The organism is Enterococcus hirae ATCC 9790 (assembly GCF_000271405.2).
In the GTDB taxonomy this organism is placed as follows: Bacteria; Bacillota; Bacilli; order Lactobacillales; family Enterococcaceae; genus Enterococcus_B; species Enterococcus_B hirae.
Genome location: NC_018081.1, coordinates 2750595 through 2770555, shown reverse-complemented (window position 1 = coordinate 2770555; position 19961 = coordinate 2750595). Strand labels below are relative to the sequence as shown.

The following is a 19961-nucleotide window of genomic DNA, read 5'->3' as shown; positions in this document are numbered from 1 at the left end:
AATACGAAACATTACCTTATCGCGAGGTGTAATCGCAAAAAAAAACTGCCGTGAATCGCGTTGTTTCAGATAGTATTATAATAGTATAAAAGTAACGAATAATGGCAAAGACGAGTAAATCATCAACAAAGTCTGCGCCAAATAGTGACGTTTTTCTGCTAAAAAACGAAAAAACACTTTAGAAATATCTTGATTAAAAATAAGCTGAAGCGTCATTTGAAAAGCAGGAGAAACGATTTTTCGATTTCTCCTGCTTATTTTTTTACAGTTAAAAACCAAATTGATCATTTTAGGATTGACCGAAAGAATGAACTGTTTGTTTTATTCCTATTAAGAAACGGAGGAAATGCGATGAAAATTTGTGGCATTATTGTTGAATATAATCCTTTCCATAATGGGCATCGCTACCATGCGGAAATGGCTCGTGAACAAACGGGCGCAGATATCGTGATAGCAGTGATGAGTGGAAATTTTTTACAGCGTGGTGAGCCTGCAATTATCGACAAATGGTCCAGAGCAACTGCTGCCCTCCAAAACGGAGTGGATTTGGTCATTGAACTACCGATAGAATGGTCTGTGCAATCAGCAGATTACTTTGCCAAAGGCGCTGTCCGATTATTACAGATGCTCGGCTGTACACATCTTTGTTTTGGTACAGAAGAAGAGTCGACATTTAATTACGAAGCTTTTGGGAAATTTGTACAGCAAAACCAATTAAGGATTGACCGTGAATTTCAACGTTTATCTGATCAAGGAATGAGCTATCCGCAGAAGATGACAGCAGTGTTCAACACACTTTATCCAGAAATCGCTCTCGATTTTTCTTCTCCTAATCACATTTTAGGGTTAAGCTATGCGAAAGAAAATGCCCAGTATGCCCAGCCAATGAAATTAGTACCGATTACCAGAAAAAGTGCTGGTTATCACGATGAAGAATGGAGCAGTTCCTCCATCGCAAGTGCGACCGCTATTCGCAAAGCGCTCAGTGAACAACGCTCCGTAACGAATTTTATACCTGCTGCCACCGCAGCGATGATCGAAGCAGGTTCGCAACAAACATGGGCGAATTACTGGCCCTTGTTACGTTATCGTTTGCTTTCTACGGAGCTAGCCAATTTGAAAACTATCTATCAGATGACGGAAGGACTTGAAGTGAGAATGCAATCGGCTGCGAAGAAAGCCACTTCTTTCGAGGAATTTGTCACTTTAGTCAAGACGAAAAGATATACTTGGACGAGAATCCAACGTTTAGCTTGTTACGTATTATTGAACATCCATCATGAGGAAATCCATGACCAACAAGCTAAATGTTACTTGAATATTTTAGGATTCACCAAGGCAGGACAACAGTTTTTAAAAGAAAAGAAAGAGATACCTTTGATCTCAAAAATCGGCAAAAAAGAAGCAGAATTGGCACACCTTTTGGTTCGGAGTGATCAAATCTATCAACTCGGTGGGGCGATACCTGAACAAAATTTTGGAAGAAGACCTTATGTTTCGAAATAAACCTGGTTGGTGGGAACAAAGTGAAATGACTAATCTGAATGAAAGTTTAGTTCAATATTTTGAATATGTCGCTTTGTAAAAAATTCTTTGTCTAGCTTGTTGAGTAGCTATTCCAAGAGACGACTATAATCGATCATACAAGGAAACACCTCCCTAAAAAATGACTAGATTTAGAAAAAATACTTCACAGAATCCAGATTCACAAGTATAATGGAACAGGACGTTTTTGTGCTTAACCACTATCAGAAATGAACGATCAAAATTAGAAAGCGAAGTGAGAATATGGGACGTAAATGGGCAAACATCGTAGCGAAAAAAACCGCAAAAGATGCAAATAATAGCCGAGTTTATGCAAAATTCGGGATTGAAATCTATGCAGCAGCAAAATCAGGTGATCCAGACCCACACGCTAACCAAAAACTACGTTTCGTCATTGAACGCGCGAAAACTTATAATGTACCTAAACATATTATTGACCGTGCAATTGAAAAAGCAAAAGGTGCGGGAGATGAAACTTATTCTGAATTACGTTATGAGGGATTCGGACCAAATGGCTCAATGGTCATCGTTGATACCTTAACAAACAACGTGAACCGTACAGCTGCTGATGTACGTGCTGCTTTTGGTAAAAACGGCGGAAATATGGGTGTTTCTGGAGCTGTTTCTTACATGTTCGACAATACAGCGATTTTTGGTTTTGCTGGCGATGATGCAGATGAGATCCTTGAATATTTGATGGATAAAGAGATTGATGTACGTGATGTCATGGAAGAAGATGGACAAATCATCGTTTATGGTGAAGTTGCTGACTTCCACAGTATCCAAGAAGCATTGAAAGAAAAAGGAATCACTGATTTTTCAATTGCTGAGATCCAAATGATTCCTCAAAATGAAGTGACACTTTCACCAGAAGACCAAGAAACATTTGAAAAAATGATTGATGCGTTGGAAGAATTGGAAGATGTTCAACATGTTTTCCATAATGTAGCATTGGAAGACTAAACGATAAAAACGAATGAAGGTTGTGAAAGCATCGGATAGCTTCCGACTTGCGATTTATCCGTTTTTCGTTTTTACACCTGCTAATAGTCTGGGACGATTCGTCTCTCAGACTATTTTTTTACGCTTAAAAGAAGATCATTCGTTCTGAAAAAACAGTAGTTTATGACGAATCACTGATTTTATCTTTTTTTCGTATGTTTTATTTTTTATTCTGTTTCGTCCTGTGTTATTATTGATATAGACGTATTATTGGAAAAATGATACATAGGAATGTGGATGTAGGCGGGGAAATTTTATGGAAGCAAAAATTAGTTTAGAGCCTTTTGAACGTATTTTAAGCGGTTACCAAAAGATCGAAGAGTTAGCTGTGAATATCACAGACTGTTCAAAATTAGCAAAAAAATATGCCCATTATGGTGTAGAAGGTTATCGTTTAGGAAATTACGTAGGTACTGGTTACCTTAATCGCTATTTGGAATGTATGGTTGATCGCGTCCCCATGTTGATTTACAAAAGAAATTATTTAATCCCTTTACTTTTTAGACGTTCAGATTCAACCTTTCGATTATTTGAAGAAAATTATCGTATGGAAGCTTTCTTTCGTTTGTTAGAATGGAGCTTAAAACATCAACCAACAAAAATCTTAATTGAAAAAAATGAAAAATATGATTCTAAAAAAGTAAAAGTGATCGACAGTGCTTATCTAGCTTTTCGTTTATCAGAAATCCTTGATAGTGGAGGCTATCCGATCAGTAACTTCCGATCAATCGAACAGTTTATTGATTGGAATCGAATTTATCGGCTGATAGATAACGGGGGGATTGGGCGTCATAGTAAAGTCTTTGATCCTGAGTATCCTGAAAATATAGAAGAATTGCGAATGATTATTTCATTAGTTAAATTAAAGTATCCAGATACTGAATCATTTGTTTAAAAGGCGAGGTTGTGACTAAGTGGTTAGCTTCTTATTTTTGAAGCTACTTCTTTAACACCGTTTATTAAGAATAAAGGGCTGTGACAAAAATTTTGTCACAACCCTTTATTTTTATATATTGATAGTGGTATATAACGCTGGGTCCATGGATTCAATCAAAGGACTTTCAGATTCAGAAGTAACTAAAACGAGTTCGTGCATGGCTCTTGTACACATGGTGTAAAGAACTAATTGATCTTGGTCAGTGGCAAAGTTTGTATCATCGATGCCCCATAAGAAAACGCGATCAAACTCGAGCCCTTTTGCCAAGAATGCTGGTAGTAGGACGATTTGTCGTTTCATAAAATCTGTTTCATCAGAAATCAATTGGACACGATCTTTTAAGTATTCGGGCAACTGTTCATAGAGTTGTTCACACTCAGTCTGTGTTTTACCAATGATTGCGGTACGCCAGTAACGGGTATTTTCTTGAGTCGTTTCAAGCGTAGTTTTTAACCAATTTAATCGTTCTTCTAAGGAGGAACCTTTCACGATAGAAGGAAGCGTACCTTTGCGAGCCGTCGTTTCTACTTGATTTTCCTCAGTAAGAAAATGATTCGCAAAATCCGTGATCTCTTTTGTTGAACGATAGCTGGTCGTTAACTGGAAGTGTGTGATTTCTTGGTCTTTAAATAGTTGATCCAAAGAGCCAGTAATCGTTTCATTGCCGAAAACATTTTGATTTAGATCACCACAAAAAGTGAGATTAGCTTTTGGATAGATCGCTTGTAAAAGAGCTACCTGAGCGGGAGCGAAATCTTGCATTTCATCGATAAAGATATAGCGAGCTTTTTGCATCACAGACACTGGATGGATGCGACGCATCAGCAAGAAGAATAATACTGCATCTTCTTGTCGTAGTTCTCGTTGACGAAGCTTCTCTTTTAATAAGGCTGAATGATCGTTCCACATCGTTGCGCTAATGTCATTTTTAGCCAACAGCGCCTGAGGTACGGTTTGTAAAAAGTGAAGGTATTGTTTGGTCAAATTGACAAATTGAAACTGATTGATTCCGCGGTAGATTCGACGAAATCTTTTCTTCACGATTTGATTCGCTAGTTTTTTCCGTAAAGACTGTTCTTTTTGCTCCGTATACTCAAGATTCGGATCATTCGCATATAAGTCTTGCAATTGTTCTTCTGCTAATTCTTTGACCCATTTTTGACGCATCTCATCTTTTTGGAGTCCACCCAATTTTTTTAATAATTTTGTTTGCAACAAGGAGAGACGTTGATGTAACGGTAAGAGTTCATTGGTTTCTTGATACCATTTGCGGATCGATTCTTTTGCTAAAATCGTCCGACCGTTAATTTTCATATCTCTAAACAAGGGACCAAAACCAGTAATATGATCGATATAACGATCAATCTGATGGATTAGTTGAAGACCGCTTTTGAAGGTTTGGATCGGGTCCTTGTCTCCAGATAAAAAACCAACTTCTTGTTGCTCTTCTTCTAACAATGAAAATTCAGGTAATAACTGTTCCAAATAAGACTTGAAGGTTTGCGTAGGTACACCACTTTCACCTAAAGAAGGCAAAACAGTCGAAATATAGTCAGAGAAAAGATGATTAGGAGAAAAAAGTAAAACGTTCTCGGCATCTAACCATTTTCGATTGTGATAAAGTAAAAAGGCGATCCGTTGTAATAAAGCGGATGTTTTTCCACTACCAGCGATTCCTTCGATCAACATCACTTGACTTGTTGTATCACGAATAATGGCATTTTGGGCTTTTTGGATCGTAGAGACGATATTTTTCATATGCGCACTTGAGGCATCGTCTAGGATCTCTAGTAAGAAATCATCGTTGATCACTTCAGAAGTATCCACCATCGAAATAATTTTTCCGTCTAAGATTTTAAACTGACGTTTCAGCAGTAATTCAACATTGATTTTTTCAGTATCTGTTTCATAGAAGGCTGGTCCAATTTCCCCTTCGTAATAAAGGTTAGCAATTGGGGCACGCCAGTCGATTACGATTGTTTCTTCAGAGAGATCTCTTAAAGAAGCGATTCCTAGATAAAGTGTCTCTGCATCTGTTTCTTCTTTAAAATCGATTCGGGCAAAGTAAGGGTTGTCTTCCATAACTGTTAACGTTTGGAGCCTTTTTTGCTGCGATTCAAGCGTATGGTATTTTAAAAGCAATTCTTGCTCATGTTGGCGGTATTCGACAGCTGATTCATAAAAGGATTCATTAGACCCACCTCTGATTTTATGGCTGGCGGTGTCTTTCGTAGAATCTTGCATCTCTTGGGTAAGAGATTGTTGTTTAGTGTTTAATAGCTTTTGTTCAAGCTGGATCAACTGAATGGTTTCATCCACGTGTTGTTGTTCTAGTTGTCTTTCATTCATTGCGTATATTACTCCTTCCGCCGTAAATAACGAATTAAAAGTATAGCACAAAAAGTGAGAAAAAGGTATCTTTGACTATTTGTTTGAAGGAAAGTGAAAGAAGAAAATCAATGAGAGTGAGAGTTGTTTTCAGTTAAGTGTAAATAGTTTTCATTCTAGTTCTAAGTCAGTATCCTAAAATTGTAGGGAGTGAACAATATGACACATTTTAAAAAGTTTTCAATCACCGTTTTGATAGGAATGACGGCACTTATTTGCGAATTTATTTTTAAACGACCCACACTTGCATTTCTGATTATCGCGATCACGGGTGGTATTTTGGCTTTCTTTATGTTTATTGAGATGATTAAAACATTACGTTCAGGTAAATATGGTGTGGACATTCTTGCTATTACAGCGATTGTTGCGACATTAGTGGTAGGAGAGTACTGGGCTAGTTTGATGATCCTGATCATGTTGACTGGCGGAGACAGTTTGGAAGACTATGCCAATAAAAAAGCTAGTCGAGAATTGCAAACTTTATTGGACAATACACCACGCACAGCGCATCAATTGATGAATGACCAATTGAAAGATATTCCAGTAGAAGCTGTTGAGATCAATGATTTATTAGTGGTGAAACCAGGAGAATTAGTGCCCGTTGACGGAAAGGTAGTGAAAGGAGAGTCGCAATTTGATGAGTCTTCATTAACGGGTGAAGCCAAACTTGTATTAAAAAAAGCAGGCGATGAACTGATGTCTGGCTCAGTCAATGGGGACGGTTCCGTTCAAATGATCGTTGAAAGAAGAGCAGCTGATAGTCAATACCAACAAATTATTAAATTGGTCGAAGAATCAAAAGAAAAACCAGCTCATTTTGTTCGCTTAGCGGATCGCTATGCGGTGCCTTTTACATTGATCGCTTATTTAATCGGAGGTATTTCCTGGTGGGTCACGAAGAATCCTGTTCGTTTCGCAGAAGTTCTCGTTGTTGCTTCACCTTGTCCTTTGATTTTAGCTGCACCGATTGCTTTAGTGGCTGGAATGAGTCGTTCAAGTAAAAACGGAATCGTCATCAAAACAGGAACTGCTGTGGAAAAATTAGCACGAACCAAGACAGTTGCATTTGATAAAACGGGTACCATCACTAAAGGGGTCCTCGAAGTAGCAAGTATTCATCCAGAAGCTGGTGTAACATCAGAAACGCTCTTGGTCTATGCGGCAAGTGCTGAACAAGAATCAAGTCATATCTTAGCCCGATCACTAGTCCATGAAGTCGATAACGAAAAGTTATTGCCAGTGAATGAATTAAAAGAGATCACGGGGCAAGGAATACAAGCTAGAGTAGATGGACATTTCGTTAAAGTTGGCAGAGCTTCATTTGTCGGTGCCAAAGAAAGCCAATCTACTAAAACAGCTATCTATGTTGCAATTGATGACCATTTTTCGGGTACGATCTTATTTTCAGACGTGCTGCGTCCAGAAGCACAAGCAACGATTGAACAATTGAAAACAATGGGTGTAGCGGATTTGATGATGATCACAGGGGATGGACCGGCTATCGCTGAATCAATTGCAAAGGAGGTTGGGCTCACGGCTGTTCATGCTCGTTGTTTGCCGCAGGACAAATTGAATATCCTTGAGAGTATTCCCGAAAGTGAACGTCCCGTAACGATGGTGGGCGATGGGGTCAACGATGCTCCAGCTTTGACGATCGCAGATGTTGGAATAGCCATGGGCGCACACGGATCAACGGCAGCTAGCGAAAGTGCTGATGCGGTGATACTAAAAGATGATTTGACAAAAGTTGCTACTGCTATAACGATTTCCAGAGATACGATGAAAGTAGCGAAACAATCTGTTTTAATCGGTATTTTTATTTGTGTTTTTTTAATGCTGGTTGCTAGTACGGGTGTAATCCCCGCTTTGTTTGGAGCGGTTCTCCAAGAAGTGGTAGACACTGTTTCGATTTTAAGTGCGTTGCGGGCTAAAAATGAGCGATCCCACACGTAACATCAGAAAAGACCTTTTCTCTTTGCTTTTTTTGCGGTATGATCATAGCATAGAAGAAGGGTTGAAAAGACCACTTACATTTAAGATAGCAATCATTAAAAGGAGACGAGACAATGCCATTTGTACACGTAGAACTAGTTGAAGGACGTAGTCCAGAACAATTAGAAAATATGATGAAAGATATTACAGAAGCTGTTCATAAAAATACCCAAGCACCAAAAGAACATATCCATGTGATTATCAATGAAATGAAAAAAGGCACTTATGGTGTAAATGGTGAATGGAAAAAATAAGTCACACCCACACTTGATTTTTCTTTTTATTAGTGGTTAAATAAACACATAGTTGATTGATGAGAAAGACAACTGAATTTGAGAGTCTTCGATAAGAGAGGAAAAGCCAGGCTGAAACTTTTCCAGAAGAAAACCAAAGGATGACCACTTTCGAAACCTTTGTTGAAACAAAGGCGGTCGTACCGTTATAACGCTCAAGGAACGTGTAAACGTTCGAAATTAGGTGGAACCACGAATCTTTCGTCCTAGTATCTCTTTTATGAGGTGCTGGGACTTTTTTATTGGTGTCAACTCATTCAATCAAAAAATCAAAGGAGGCTATTTTAATGATAAAAATTACTTTTCCAGATGGCGCAGTGAAAGAGTTTGATGCGGGAATCACGACTGCTGAGATTGCTGCAAGTATTTCCAAAAGTTTAGCTAAAAAAGCATTAGCCGGTAAAGTGAACGGTCAATTGATTGACTTGAATCGTGGCATCGAAGAAGATGCATCAATCGAGATCGTTACACCTGACCACGAAGATGCATTAGCATTGGTACGTCACTCAACCGCACATTTGATGGCACAAGCTATGAGACGCTTGTACCCAAATATCCATTTCGGTGTCGGACCAGCAATCGATTCAGGATTTTACTATGACACAGACAACGGTGAAAACCAAATCAGTGCCGAAGATCTTCCAGCAATCGAAGCAGAAATGATGAAAATCGTGAAAGAAAACTTACCGATCGAACGTAAAGTTCTTTCTAAAGAAGAAGCTCTGGAAATCTTTGCAAGTGATCCTTATAAAGTAGAATTGATCAGTGAATTACCAGATGAGGAAGTAATCACTGCTTATCAACAAGGAGAATTTATTGATTTATGCCGTGGACCACATGTCCCATCAACCGGTCGTATCCAAGTCTTCAAACTATTATCTGTAGCTGGAGCTTACTGGCGTGGAAATTCAAACAATCAAATGATGCAACGTGTCTATGGGACAGCATTCTTTGATAAAAAAGACTTAAAAGAATTTATTCGTCTACGTGAAGAAGCAAAAGAAAGAGACCACCGTAAATTAGGAAAAGAACTAGATCTATTTATGGTATCACCACAAGTTGGCTCAGGCTTACCATTCTGGTTACCTAAAGGTGCAACGATTCGTCGAACAATTGAACGTTATATCGTTGATAAAGAAATCAGCTTAGGTTACCAACATGTCTACACACCAATCATGGGAGATGTAGAATTGTATAAAACATCAGGTCACTGGGATCATTACCAAGAAGACATGTTCCCACCAATGGATATGGGTGATGGTGAAATGTTAGTTCTTCGTCCGATGAACTGTCCGCATCATATGATGGTCTATAAAAATGCGATCCATTCCTACCGCGAATTACCAATCCGTATCGCTGAACTAGGCATGATGCACCGTTACGAAAAATCAGGTGCGCTATCAGGTTTACAGCGTGTTCGTGAAATGACATTGAACGATGGGCATACCTTTGTACGTCCTGATCAAATCAAAGATGAGTTTAAACGTACGTTGGAATTGATGGTCGCAGTTTACGCTGACTTCAATATTACAGACTATCGTTTCCGTTTGAGCTATCGCGATCCGAACAACACGGATAAATATTTTGATGATGATGCTATGTGGGAAAAAGCGCAAGTGATGTTAAAAGCCGCAATGGATGAATTGGAATTGGATTACTTCGAAGCAGAAGGAGAAGCTGCTTTCTATGGTCCAAAATTGGATGTTCAGGTCAAAACAGCTTTAGGAACAGAAGAAACATTATCAACGATCCAATTAGACTTCTTGCTTCCAGAACGCTTTGATTTAACTTATGTTGGTGAAGATGGCGAAAATACACATCGTCCAGTAGTTATCCACCGTGGGATCGTTTCAACGATGGAACGTTTTGTTGCTTATTTAACTGAAGTTTACAAAGGAGCTTTCCCAACTTGGTTAGCACCAATCCAAGCAACAATCATTCCTGTTTCAGTTGAAGCGCATAGTGACTATGCTTATGAAATCAAGGAACGTCTACAAATGAAAGGTCTACGTGTTGAAGTAGATGACCGCAATGAAAAAATGGGTTATAAGATTCGTGCATCACAAACACAAAAAATACCATATCAACTAGTCGTTGGTGATAAAGAAGTAGCTGATGCAACGGTCAATATTCGCCGATATGGAAGCAAAGAAACTTCAGTAGAAGATCTCAACATGTTCGTTGATGCGATGGTTGCTGAAGTCCAAAATTATAGTAGACAAGGTTAATTTCAATAGTCGAAAAAGTGACCTGACTACCCTAGAATGTAAGATCAAACCGATGGTGTCGAAAATCGAAAACGATTTTTGATACCATCGGTTTTTTACTAAGCGGATTGTTACGCTTCTCCCATATCTTTTTAAGAGTTAAAGCTAAAGCGTGCAATTTGAAACAACAAAGCGATAATGAGAATCTTTTTTTCTGAAATTACGAAAAGATGAATAAGCAAGCCTTTCATCTTATGCTATTATTAGGTTGAAAAGGAAAAAGGAGGGTTGAAAATGGGAACTTTTTTTACAAATAAAAGGCTAAATAAAAAAGGAAATAACGTAGCTCAAAATGAGTTAAGCGAGCAAACAAACGAAATGCAGTCAAAACAAGCCAATCATAAAAAAAGAACTTAGCAGTAAATTTAATCGTAAAAATTGAACATGCGATTAAACAAAGGAGTCAACATAAATCCACGAATCAAAAAAATTCGAAGTCCGTTGGTCCCGCTAAACGAATGTTGGAATTGATTAGGCGAGATTTTTCTACGCTTGAGAAAGTACTGAATAATACTTACCAGGAAATCCATAAACTTGACCGCTCTTTCAGAATAAAAATGATCAGTTACATAAGAAACGATCGGAAAAGAATGGCAACAAAAATTCGTGCGTTCAAAACAACTTTGATTCCTCATAAAAGTAATTTTACGAATCAAATCGAAATAGCTCCTCGTGCTAAGACTGAAATGGAGAATATTTTACCTATAACGAAAATCAAAATGAAACAAAGAAATGAAGAGCAGACTAAACTTGGTCTCAGAAAAAATTTGTTTAAGCAGTTTTTCAACCGACTGTTATATTCCAATAGCCAAAAAATGAGGAATCAAGACCTAAATAAAATAGTAGTAGAAAAAATACAGCAAGAAAAATATGAAGAAAAACAAGTGTTGTTAACAATGGAACAAATATTAGCAAGATCGACAAATAGAAATGATATGCCAGAACAACTTTTCAGTCGATCAATACAACCATTCGAGAATACTAAAGAAGAAAGACTAGCACGAATAAGTGAGAAAATCCAAAATGCTATGAACTTCTCAACTTCTAGGAATCAATTAGGAGCAGCACATGCGGAACACCAACTCTAAAAGTTATTTCATGACATCAATTTATAAATTGGAGTTCAATACTCGTGACTTCTATCAAGAGTATTCAACGTGAGACAACAAAATTTTCATGATAAAGAGTGCAACTATCATATGAATGATAGGATAACCAGGAGCTGCAATCGTCCATTCTTCTTGAAAAATTAATCTTTTATCTAAGAGTCCAAGGCTTGCCTTGGGCTCTATTGCTGTAGCCGAACCTCATCAATTATTTTTTAGCTTCATACTTTTTCTCCAACATTTATTTACAGATGATGACAAAATTTCTTGTCAGACGTCACGATCTTATTAGTGGGATATGGTATACTTAGCTAGACTGGAAGAGAAAAAGGAAGTGAGACAAATGAGCGTTATTAGCCGTATTGAGAGCATGATGGAGGAGTATTCTTCAACTGAAAAAAAGCTCGCTGATTATATCATCAAAAATGTAGAAAAAATTCCCACGATGACTGCGAACGAGTTAGCAGAAGCTGCTGGGTTAAGTGCGCCCACAGTTGTCCGATTTTCCAAAAAAATTGGGTTTCAAAGTTTGACTGACTTCAAAATAAATATTTCGACCGAGTTACAAACCGGTATCGTTGAAGGCTTCAGTGATATTCACCCAAACGAATCATTTTATTCGATCAAACACATTTTGGGAAATAATGCGCAAGTGGCAATCAAAGAAACGGTGGACATTTTAAATGAAGAAAAAATTCAAGAAGTGGTTGAGACCCTGGAAAGTGCTGAAACAGTCTTTTTATATGGCGTGGGCGCTTCATCTTTAGTGGTGGAAGACATTTTGCAAAAATGGTCTAGAGTAGGCAAACCCATTATTTTTGAAAAAGATATCCATGTTTTACTTCCTCAATTAGTAAGCAATGAAACCAAAAAAGTATTATGGTTAGTCTCCAATTCTGGTAGTAGCGCGGATGTCGTAGCAGTTGGAGAAATCGCAAAAGATTTAGGCATTGAGGTAATTGCTTTAACGCAATTTGGAAATAATCCTTTAAGTAAGTTGGCGGATGTTGTTGTACAAACCTCACGTCCAAAGGAAATTACCAATCGAAGCGCTGCTACAAATTCTTTGCTGGCTCAGTTTGTTACTATCGATATTATTTTTTATTTATATATGACAAAGAATGAACAGTTGAAGGAAAAAGTTCGTGAAACCAGACAAGTAATTAAAGGATACTTTGGTTCAAAACGGTAAGAGCATTATAAAAAGTTTTCCACAGTAAAAATATCATTTGTTGTGTTTCACGATAAGAAAATGATAAATTAAATAAAAAACTTTATTTTTTTAAAGGTTTGAATTGTTTGAAAACTTGACACGATTTTATCCTGTGAAACAAAAAAAGAATATTAACTTGAAATAAGTTAAAGAATTTATTAGTGATTTTCGTTTCTTCTTTTTTATTTCAAGAAATTTAGGTACAATGAAACATAACAGTAAGTAGGAAAAAGATAGGAATGATGAGAGAGTTTATGAAAAAACTATTAAACAATTCATGGATGGATAAATTGAAAAAAGGTGCACAAGAGCCGAAAAACAAAACATTTCGACGTTCCCATGTCCCTTTTCGGTTGAATTTTCTTTTTTTCATCATATTTACATTATTCGTCGCATTGATTGCACGATTAGGTTATCTACAAATCGTTAATGGCGAAGCAATGGAAGCCAAAGTGAAATCATCATCGACGCTAACGATCCAAACCAGTTCTCCGAGGGGGATGATTTACGATTCGACAGGTAAACCATTGGTGACGAACCAAGCGAATCAAGCAATTACTTTCACCAGAGGAACAAAAATGACGGCAGAGGATCTGCTTAAAGTAGCGACAAGACTAAATCAATTAATCAATGTGCCAGTTGATGAAAATTTAACTGAACGAGATAAAAAAGACTTTTGGTTAGCTGATCCTAAGCATTTGAAAGAAGCAACGGAACGCTTAACAGCAAAGGAAAAACAACTTGATTCCAGCGATCAATACAAAGCGTTAGTTGACAAAGTAACTGATAGTGAAATCAACTTCAATGAAGAACAATTAAAAATCGCGACAATTTTTAAACGCATGAATAGCGCGTATGAGTTGAACACGGTATTTATCAAAAATTCAGGTGTGACTGATCAAGAATTAGCGGTTGTTTCCGAACATGCTTCAGAACTACCTGGAGTATCCACAGGAACCGACTGGACACGTCAATACACGGCTGCTGACTCAATCAAAAGTATTTTAGGTAGTGTGACAACAGAAAAACAAGGTTTACCAGCTGATGAAGTAGATGAATACTTAGCTAAAGGCTATTCTCGTAATGATCGTGTGGGACAAAGTTACCTTGAAAAGCAATATGAAGATGTTTTACAAGGAACAAAAACCCAATATGAAGTAACCCTCGATAGTAATGGGAATGTAACGAATCAAAAAGAAATCTTTGCTGGTGAAAAAGGGTCCAACCTCATGTTGTCTCTTAACGCTGATTTCCAAGCCAAAGTCGAAAATATCTTAAAGACAAACTACCAAAAATTAGTGGATAGTGGAAAAGCAACTTATTCGCCAGGGGCGTATGCAGTAGCGATGAATCCACAAACCGGTGAGATATTGGCTATGACAGGATTTAGCCACCAAGAAGGGTCCAAAGAGTTGACAGAAAATGCTTTGGGGAATATTACTAGTGCCTTTACACCAGGGTCAGTAGTCAAAGCAGGTACGTTAACTGCTGGTTGGCAAACGAATGTGATCTCAGGTAACCAAGTGTTAGTCGATGAGCCAATCAAATTACAAGGCTCTTCTGAAAAGAGTTCGGTCTTTAATCGAAGCGGGCGTATTGCAATCAATGCAGTCAAAGCACTTGAACTATCATCGAATACGTATATGATCAAAGTTGCGTTGAAAATGCTGGGATTGGAATATACACCAAATATGGGACTTCCTTCACTAAATGAAGAGTCAAAAGCCTATGAAGAATTACGTAAAGCGTTCAAACAGTTTGGTTTAGGAACAAAAACTGGGATTGATCTACCAAATGAATCACCAGGGATTTCTCGTTCTGTTGATTTTATGAAGAAATTTAATGCAGATAATGGTGCTCAATGGTACACACCAGGTAACTTTACTGACTTAGCTTTTGGTCAGTTTGATACCTATACACCGATCCAATTAGCGCAGTATGCTTCAACTGTAGCCAATGGTGGTAAGAGAATCCAACCTCGTTTAGTCAAGGGAATCTATGGAAATGATGAAAATGGGAACCTTGGTCCGGTGAAAAAAGAGCTGGAAACAAAAGTCGAAGATACCGTTGATATTTCTCCAGCTGATATGTCGATCCTTCGTGAAGGATTCCATCAAGTTGTTCATGGAACAGATGCGTATACGACAGCTAAACCTTTAGCTAGTGCAAAAATGGATTTGTCTGCTAAGACTGGTACAGCCGAAACTGTAGCTGAAGGTCATCCAGATATTACCACAGTAAATAGTAATATCGTGGCCTATGGTCCGAGTGATAACCCACAAATTGCAATTAGTGTCGTTCTACCGAACTTATTAGATGAAAAAGATCATATGAATCTAGTCATTGCAAAAGAAATCATGGACACTTACTACGATATGTTCATGGCAAAATAAAAAGACCAACAACTAAAAAGACCGTTCCAGAGAAATACAATTTGTTTTCTCTGGAACGGTCTTTTTTGATTTTAAAGGGCTAATAAGTCTTCTAGATACGTAGCTAAGCCATCTTCTTGGTTGGTGTGTTCAGTGACATCGTTAGCAACGCCTTTTAATTGATCGGTACCATTTTTCATTGCAACTCCCCAGCCAGCATATTCTAATAGTTCCAAATCGTTATGTTCGTCACCAAAAGCAATGACATCTTTTTGATCGATATCAAGGTAATTGGCAATGCGATGAACGCCTTTGGCTTTTTCAATTCCTTTAGAAACGATTTCTAAAATAGCCATTGGTCCTCCCCAAGTACGAACATCAACAAAATTACCGAATTGACGGGTTAATTCAGCTGAAACTTGTTCAGCATAGCATTTTTCTGTTCGAACCAGTAAAGAGGTTGGATCAGTTGTCAGATTTTTAGGCGATAATAAATTTTGAGGGCTAGGATTTGATGCAGCAAAAATTTTTTCATCAAAAAAATCAAAGCTGTCAATAAAATAAGTTTCACGATTTTCTGCAGCAATGAAATCTAAATTCAATTGGCGTTTTTGAGCTAAAATCTCGAATACGATGCGTTTATCGATCGAGGTTTCTTTTTCATGAGCCCAATATTGATTAGGGATATGTACTAAAGCACCGTTAAAGTTGACCATCGGTGTAGACAATCCTAATTGCTGATAATAGTGATAACTCATTCGGAAGGGGCGCCCAGTAGCAATACTGACATGGTGACCAGCGTTAATCGCTTTTTTTAATGTTTCTTCAGTTTTTGAAGTAATGATTGAATCGGGATTTAAAGTTGTTCCGTCTAAATCAATGGCAATGAGCTTTCTATTCAAAAATGTCATTCCTTTCAATGCTAGTATGTGTTTCAGTCTAGCACATATATTTTTTTTAACAAGGTGCAAATGTAAGGGGAAAAGAAGTCTTTTTTAAATTAAAGAGAACGGATACATTTTGTTCAATAACCATTTATAAGGTAAAACACGAACATTAAGCATTTTTTTGTTGCTTTTTTTAATGATTTTATTGAAAAGCGAACGAATTATAATTATAATCAATAATTGTTCGACGTAAACGGAATAGTTGACTTATTTTATTTTATTATTTGATTTTACGTCAAAAAAATTCAGGGAGTGGAAATTTTTTATGGAAAAGTTTTTCCAATTAAAGAAAAATAAGACAAATGTACCAACAGAAATCATGGCTGGGGTTACGACATTCTTTGCAATGAGTTATATCTTATTTGTAAATCCAACCATTTTGTCAGCATCAGGGATGCCTTTTCAGGCAGTGTTCTTAGCAACAATCATCGCTTCGATCATTGGTACTTTGGTAATGGGGTTGTTTGCAAATGTACCGTATGCGCAAGCACCTGGAATGGGATTAAATGCCTTTTTTACTTTTACAGTAGTTTTTGGATTAGGTTATTCTTGGCAACAAGCTTTAGCGATGGTCTTTATTTGTGGGATGGTCAACATTTTTATTACTGTGACCAAAATACGAAAATTGATCATTCATTCCATTCCTGAAAGTCTACAACATGCGATTGGAGGCGGGATCGGGATCTTTGTCGCTTATGTTGGAATTAAAAATGCAGGATTTCTCTCTTTTTCAGCTGATCAGTCAGCAATCACTAGTTCGGTGGTTGACGGAGGCAAGGCAACGAATGTCACAATCAATGGTGGGATCGTTCCAGCTTTAGCCAACTTCAATAATGCACCGATTTTATTAGCTGTGATCGGTTTGATTTTAACAGCGATCCTGGTGGTAAAAAATGTTCGTGGTGCGATGTTGATCGGGATCGTGGCAACCACTATCTTAGGGATTATGATGGGGGTTGTTGATTTAAGTACGATTGATTGGCAAGCCAATTCATTAGGAAGTTCATTCAAAGAATTAGGCACGACTTTTGGTGCTGCTTTTGGACCAGAGGGGATGCAATCATTATTTAGTGATTCTTCAAAGATTCCACAAGTAATCATGACAATCATTGCGTTTAGTTTATCGGATACATTTGATACGATTGGGACGTTCATTGGAACAGGTCGCCGTACGGGGATCTTCTCAAAAGAAGATGAAGAAGCATTAGAAGATGGCAAAGGTTTCAAGACAAAAATGGATAAAGCGCTCTTTGCCGATGCCATTGCGACATCTGTAGGAGCAATCTTTGGGACATCAAATACGACGACTTATGTAGAATCTGCTGCAGGTATCGGTGCTGGTGGACGAACAGGTTTGACCTCAGTAGTGGTTGCAGTCTTATTTGCATTAAGTAGTTTCTTTTCACCATTGATTTCTATCGTTCCAACTCAAGCAACTGCACCTGCATTGATTTTAGTTGGTGTGATGATGATGGCTTCATTCACAGATATCAATTGGCTTGACCTGGAAGAAGCACTACCAGCATTCTTTGCTTCAATCTTTATGGGATTATGCTATAGCATCTCTTATGGGATTGCTGTCGGCTTCATTTTTTACACGATCGTCAAAGTAATCAAAGGGAAATTCAAAGAAATTTCAATCCCATTATGGATCGTTGTGGTCTTGTTTATCCTTAACTTTATTATTTTAGCAACGATGTAAACCAGCCTAACTGGTAGCTGAACTATTTTCTTAAAGAACCAGCTGAAAAGTCAGGAAACAGTAACATGAGTAAGTTTACAATAAAAAGTAGCACAAATTTAATAAGAAAAAACGCTTTTTGCCATCACCATTTGAATGATTCGAAAAAAGTAGTATTTGCACTCTTAACGATTTTATATAGTTGTTAAGAGTGTTTTTTTGTAACATAAGATTTTCACTGTTAAGATAGTAAATAAGTAGAAGATAGTACTGCTCGGAACAAAACCTTTCGTCTATATAGTAACAATACATAATTTATGCTGTTTCAAAAAGAAATTTTTTGCAAAGAAACATAAAGAAATGAGGATGATCAATGAAGATACAATGGAAGAAAAATTTATTCGTGGCTTGGATCGGCTGCTTTTTTACAGGGGCTAGTTTTAGTTTAGTTATGCCATTTATTCCTGTATATGTAGAACAATTGGGTACACCAAGTGATCAAGTTGAGTTGTTTTCCGGTCTAGCGATATCTGTTACTGCCTTTGCTTCAGCTATCGTAGCGCCAATATGGGGGAATTTGGCAGATCGTAAAGGACGAAAGCTCATGATGATCCGAGCTGCCGCAGGGATGACGGTAACGATGGGATCGTTGGCCTTTGTTCCCAATGCGTATTGGTTACTGGTCATGCGTTTTTTAAATGGCATTTTATCAGGTTATATTCCTAACGCGACTGCGATGATTGCTTCACAAGCGCCAAAAGAAAAAAGTGGTTGGGCATTAGGAACTTTATCGACTGGAGCAATTGCCGGCAGTTTGATCGGACCATCAATGGGAGGTGCGTTGGCGCAGTGGTTTGGTATGGAGAATGTTTTCTTGATTACTGGGGTATTATTACTTGTGACAACACTTTTAACCATTTTCTTGGTAAAAGAAGATTTTCAACCAGTAGAAAAAAATGATATGATCAGTACAAAAGAAATCTTTGCCAAAATGGATCATTTATCCATTCTAATCGGATTATTTGTGACCACTTTGATTCTTCAAATTGGTATCACAACTATCAGTCCTATTTTGACCCTATATATTCGTGAGCTAAGCGGGAATTCAGGAAATATTTTATTTGTTAGTGGGTTAATCGTTTCGATTTCAGGTGTGTCTGCAGTTTTTTCCTCTCCTAAACTAGGGAAATTAGGGGATAAAATAGGGAACCAAAAAGTACTGCTTGCAGGGCTAACCTTATCTTTTTGTTGCTACTTACCCATGGCTATTGTAGCGACCCCTTTACAGTTGGGGATCTTACGGTTTATTCTTGGTTTTTCAACGGGAGCGTTAATGCCATCCATCAATACACTCATCAGTAAGATCACGCCGCCAGAAGGAGTGAGTCGAATCTATAGTTACAATCAAATGTGTAGTAATTTTGGACAAGTCTTTGGACCGATGGTGGGCTCGACGGTTGCGCATGCCTTTAACTATCGCGCAGTGTTCATTGCTACAAGTCTCTTTGTTTTATCTAATATCTTATTATCTTTATTTAACTTCAGAAAAGTTCTTCGACAACGCTTCTGATCAGATGATGAAAAGATCGTGTGTCGCTTTCGTTAAAACCTCGCAACTCCGATGACACTAGGGAAGAATTTGTTGAAATAACCGCTCATGTTTTGAGAAATTCAGGCTTATTTCAAGGAACAACAATTATTCATTTTTGTGCATGATAAAGAGCCCGGGACGACCTTTTGTCCCAGGCTTAACTTTTCCACTCCAAAAAGTTAATGGAAAGCGAAATGATTTTATCAAAATACATAAAAAGGATGAGACTGCGTCCCACCCTCATTTGGCTTTTATGAATGTGATGAGGCTTCTTTTCTAGGAGTTGCCAATGCACCAAGTAAAATGACAACAACGCCTGCAACCAATGAAATAATCGTTGTTAAAGTAAAATCATAGCCACCGCTTGTAAGAGCCCCACCAATGTAACCTACGACTTGACCTAAGACAAATGACCAAAATAATGTGACGATATATCGCATAAAGAACACCTCTTTTCTAAGCTTAGTTTACCAGAATTTTGCTGAATGTAAAGAAAGCTAGTTGTAAAAAAACAAGTTTTATGATTTAACCAGTCCATGTGATAAAATAATAAAAATGCAAATCAAAGAGAATGATTACAAATGCGTTGTCGTCTATCCTATATTCATAGTAGATAAATGAACGCAT

General features: G+C 37.6%; 15 protein-coding genes. 12 read left to right on the top strand and 3 right to left on the bottom strand.

Going from position 1 to position 19961, the window contains the following annotated elements; genetic code table 11:
* The first annotated feature begins 351 nt into the window (after window positions 1–351).
* From EHR_RS13115 to EHR_RS13105, 3 genes are all read left to right on the top strand, one after another.
* Complete coding sequence (locus EHR_RS13115; protein WP_010738126.1) at window positions 352–1506, top strand: nucleotidyltransferase; 1155 nt, start codon at window positions 352–354, stop codon at window positions 1504–1506.
* A 282-nt stretch (window positions 1507–1788) separates the two neighbouring features.
* Window positions 1789–2508 carry a YebC/PmpR family DNA-binding transcriptional regulator gene (locus EHR_RS13110; RefSeq protein ID WP_010719654.1) on the top strand — a complete coding sequence of 240 codons (720 nt, stop codon included), beginning with the start codon at window positions 1789–1791 and terminating at the stop codon, window positions 2506–2508.
* A gap of 295 nt (window positions 2509–2803) precedes the next feature.
* Complete coding sequence (locus EHR_RS13105) at window positions 2804–3442, top strand: hypothetical protein (RefSeq protein ID WP_010719653.1); 639 nt, start codon at window positions 2804–2806, stop codon at window positions 3440–3442.
* A 111-nt stretch (window positions 3443–3553) separates the two neighbouring features.
* Here the strand turns inward: EHR_RS13105 and helD are convergent, their stop codons facing one another.
* Window positions 3554–5833, bottom strand: a complete 2280-nt coding sequence (gene helD, locus EHR_RS13100; protein WP_010738125.1) for an RNA polymerase recycling motor HelD — start codon at window positions 5831–5833, stop codon at window positions 3554–3556.
* A 198-nt stretch (window positions 5834–6031) separates the two neighbouring features.
* On the opposite strand from helD, the gene EHR_RS13095 reads away from it, so the two are divergent.
* The 7 genes from EHR_RS13095 to EHR_RS13070 all read left to right on the top strand — a co-directional run bounded on the left by EHR_RS13095 (window position 6032) and on the right by EHR_RS13070 (window position 15136).
* Window positions 6032–7825: a heavy metal translocating P-type ATPase gene (locus tag EHR_RS13095; protein WP_010719651.1), complete on the top strand. Its 1794-nt coding sequence runs from the start codon at window positions 6032–6034 to the stop codon at window positions 7823–7825.
* Between the two features lie 113 nt (window positions 7826–7938).
* Window positions 7939–8118, top strand: a complete 180-nt coding sequence (locus EHR_RS13090) for a 2-hydroxymuconate tautomerase (protein WP_002287649.1) — start codon at window positions 7939–7941, stop codon at window positions 8116–8118.
* Between the two features lie 326 nt (window positions 8119–8444).
* Window positions 8445–10385: a threonine--tRNA ligase gene (gene thrS, locus EHR_RS13085; RefSeq protein ID WP_010738124.1), complete on the top strand. Its 1941-nt coding sequence runs from the start codon at window positions 8445–8447 to the stop codon at window positions 10383–10385.
* Between the two features lie 273 nt (window positions 10386–10658).
* Window positions 10659–10781, top strand: coding sequence for a hypothetical protein (locus EHR_RS14655; RefSeq protein WP_014834751.1), 123 nt, complete (start codon window positions 10659–10661; stop codon window positions 10779–10781).
* A gap of 233 nt (window positions 10782–11014) precedes the next feature.
* Window positions 11015–11512 (top strand): hypothetical protein, encoded by a 498-nt coding sequence (locus tag EHR_RS13080; protein WP_135982564.1) that lies wholly within the window; start codon window positions 11015–11017, stop codon window positions 11510–11512.
* Window positions 11513–11873: 361 nt separating this feature from the next.
* Window positions 11874–12722 (top strand): MurR/RpiR family transcriptional regulator, encoded by an 849-nt coding sequence (locus EHR_RS13075; protein WP_010719648.1) that lies wholly within the window; start codon window positions 11874–11876, stop codon window positions 12720–12722.
* A gap of 260 nt (window positions 12723–12982) precedes the next feature.
* The gene (locus EHR_RS13070) at window positions 12983–15136 is read left to right on the top strand and encodes a peptidoglycan D,D-transpeptidase FtsI family protein (RefSeq protein WP_010738122.1); all 2154 of its coding nucleotides are present in this window, start codon (window positions 12983–12985) and stop codon (window positions 15134–15136) included.
* A gap of 71 nt (window positions 15137–15207) precedes the next feature.
* Here EHR_RS13070 and EHR_RS13065 read toward each other — a convergent pair whose 3' ends face one another.
* Window positions 15208–16017, bottom strand: a complete 810-nt coding sequence (locus EHR_RS13065; protein WP_010738121.1) for a Cof-type HAD-IIB family hydrolase — start codon at window positions 16015–16017, stop codon at window positions 15208–15210.
* Between the two features lie 310 nt (window positions 16018–16327).
* On the opposite strand from EHR_RS13065, the gene EHR_RS13060 reads away from it, so the two are divergent.
* Both EHR_RS13060 and EHR_RS13055 read left to right on the top strand, forming a co-directional pair.
* Window positions 16328–17764 (top strand): NCS2 family permease, encoded by a 1437-nt coding sequence (locus tag EHR_RS13060; RefSeq protein WP_010738120.1) that lies wholly within the window; start codon window positions 16328–16330, stop codon window positions 17762–17764.
* Between the two features lie 352 nt (window positions 17765–18116).
* Entirely contained in the window at window positions 18117–19313 is a 1197-nt protein-coding gene (locus EHR_RS13055; protein ID WP_010738119.1) for a multidrug efflux MFS transporter, read from the top strand.
* A 272-nt stretch (window positions 19314–19585) separates the two neighbouring features.
* On the opposite strand, the gene EHR_RS13050 is transcribed toward EHR_RS13055, so the two are convergent.
* The gene (locus tag EHR_RS13050; RefSeq protein WP_010719643.1) at window positions 19586–19774 is read right to left on the bottom strand and encodes a YjzD family protein; all 189 of its coding nucleotides are present in this window, start codon (window positions 19772–19774) and stop codon (window positions 19586–19588) included.
* Window positions 19775–19961 lie beyond the last annotated feature (187 nt).

What these genes read in the sequence shown, in the direction of transcription:
- EHR_RS13110 (WP_010719654.1), top strand. Translation starts at nt 1,789, where the DNA reads ATGGGACGTAAATGGGCAAACATCGTAGCGAAAAAAACCGCAAAAGAT.
- EHR_RS13090 (WP_002287649.1), top strand. Translation starts at nt 7,939, where the DNA reads ATGCCATTTGTACACGTAGAACTAGTTGAAGGACGTAGTCCAGAACAA.
- EHR_RS13060 (WP_010738120.1), top strand. Translation starts at nt 16,328, where the DNA reads ATGGAAAAGTTTTTCCAATTAAAGAAAAATAAGACAAATGTACCAACA.
- EHR_RS13115 (WP_010738126.1), top strand. Translation starts at nt 352, where the DNA reads ATGAAAATTTGTGGCATTATTGTTGAATATAATCCTTTCCATAATGGG.
- EHR_RS13080 (WP_135982564.1), top strand. Translation starts at nt 11,015, where the DNA reads ATGGCAACAAAAATTCGTGCGTTCAAAACAACTTTGATTCCTCATAAA.
- EHR_RS13055 (WP_010738119.1), top strand. Translation starts at nt 18,117, where the DNA reads ATGAAGATACAATGGAAGAAAAATTTATTCGTGGCTTGGATCGGCTGC.
- helD (WP_010738125.1), bottom strand. Translation starts at nt 5,833, where the DNA reads ATGAATGAAAGACAACTAGAACAACAACACGTGGATGAAACCATTCAG.
- thrS (WP_010738124.1), top strand. Translation starts at nt 8,445, where the DNA reads ATGATAAAAATTACTTTTCCAGATGGCGCAGTGAAAGAGTTTGATGCG.
- EHR_RS13105 (WP_010719653.1), top strand. Translation starts at nt 2,804, where the DNA reads ATGGAAGCAAAAATTAGTTTAGAGCCTTTTGAACGTATTTTAAGCGGT.
- EHR_RS13050 (WP_010719643.1), bottom strand. Translation starts at nt 19,774, where the DNA reads ATGCGATATATCGTCACATTATTTTGGTCATTTGTCTTAGGTCAAGTC.
- EHR_RS13095 (WP_010719651.1), top strand. Translation starts at nt 6,032, where the DNA reads ATGACACATTTTAAAAAGTTTTCAATCACCGTTTTGATAGGAATGACG.
- EHR_RS13075 (WP_010719648.1), top strand. Translation starts at nt 11,874, where the DNA reads ATGAGCGTTATTAGCCGTATTGAGAGCATGATGGAGGAGTATTCTTCA.
- EHR_RS14655 (WP_014834751.1), top strand. Translation starts at nt 10,659, where the DNA reads ATGGGAACTTTTTTTACAAATAAAAGGCTAAATAAAAAAGGAAATAAC.
- EHR_RS13070 (WP_010738122.1), top strand. Translation starts at nt 12,983, where the DNA reads ATGATGAGAGAGTTTATGAAAAAACTATTAAACAATTCATGGATGGAT.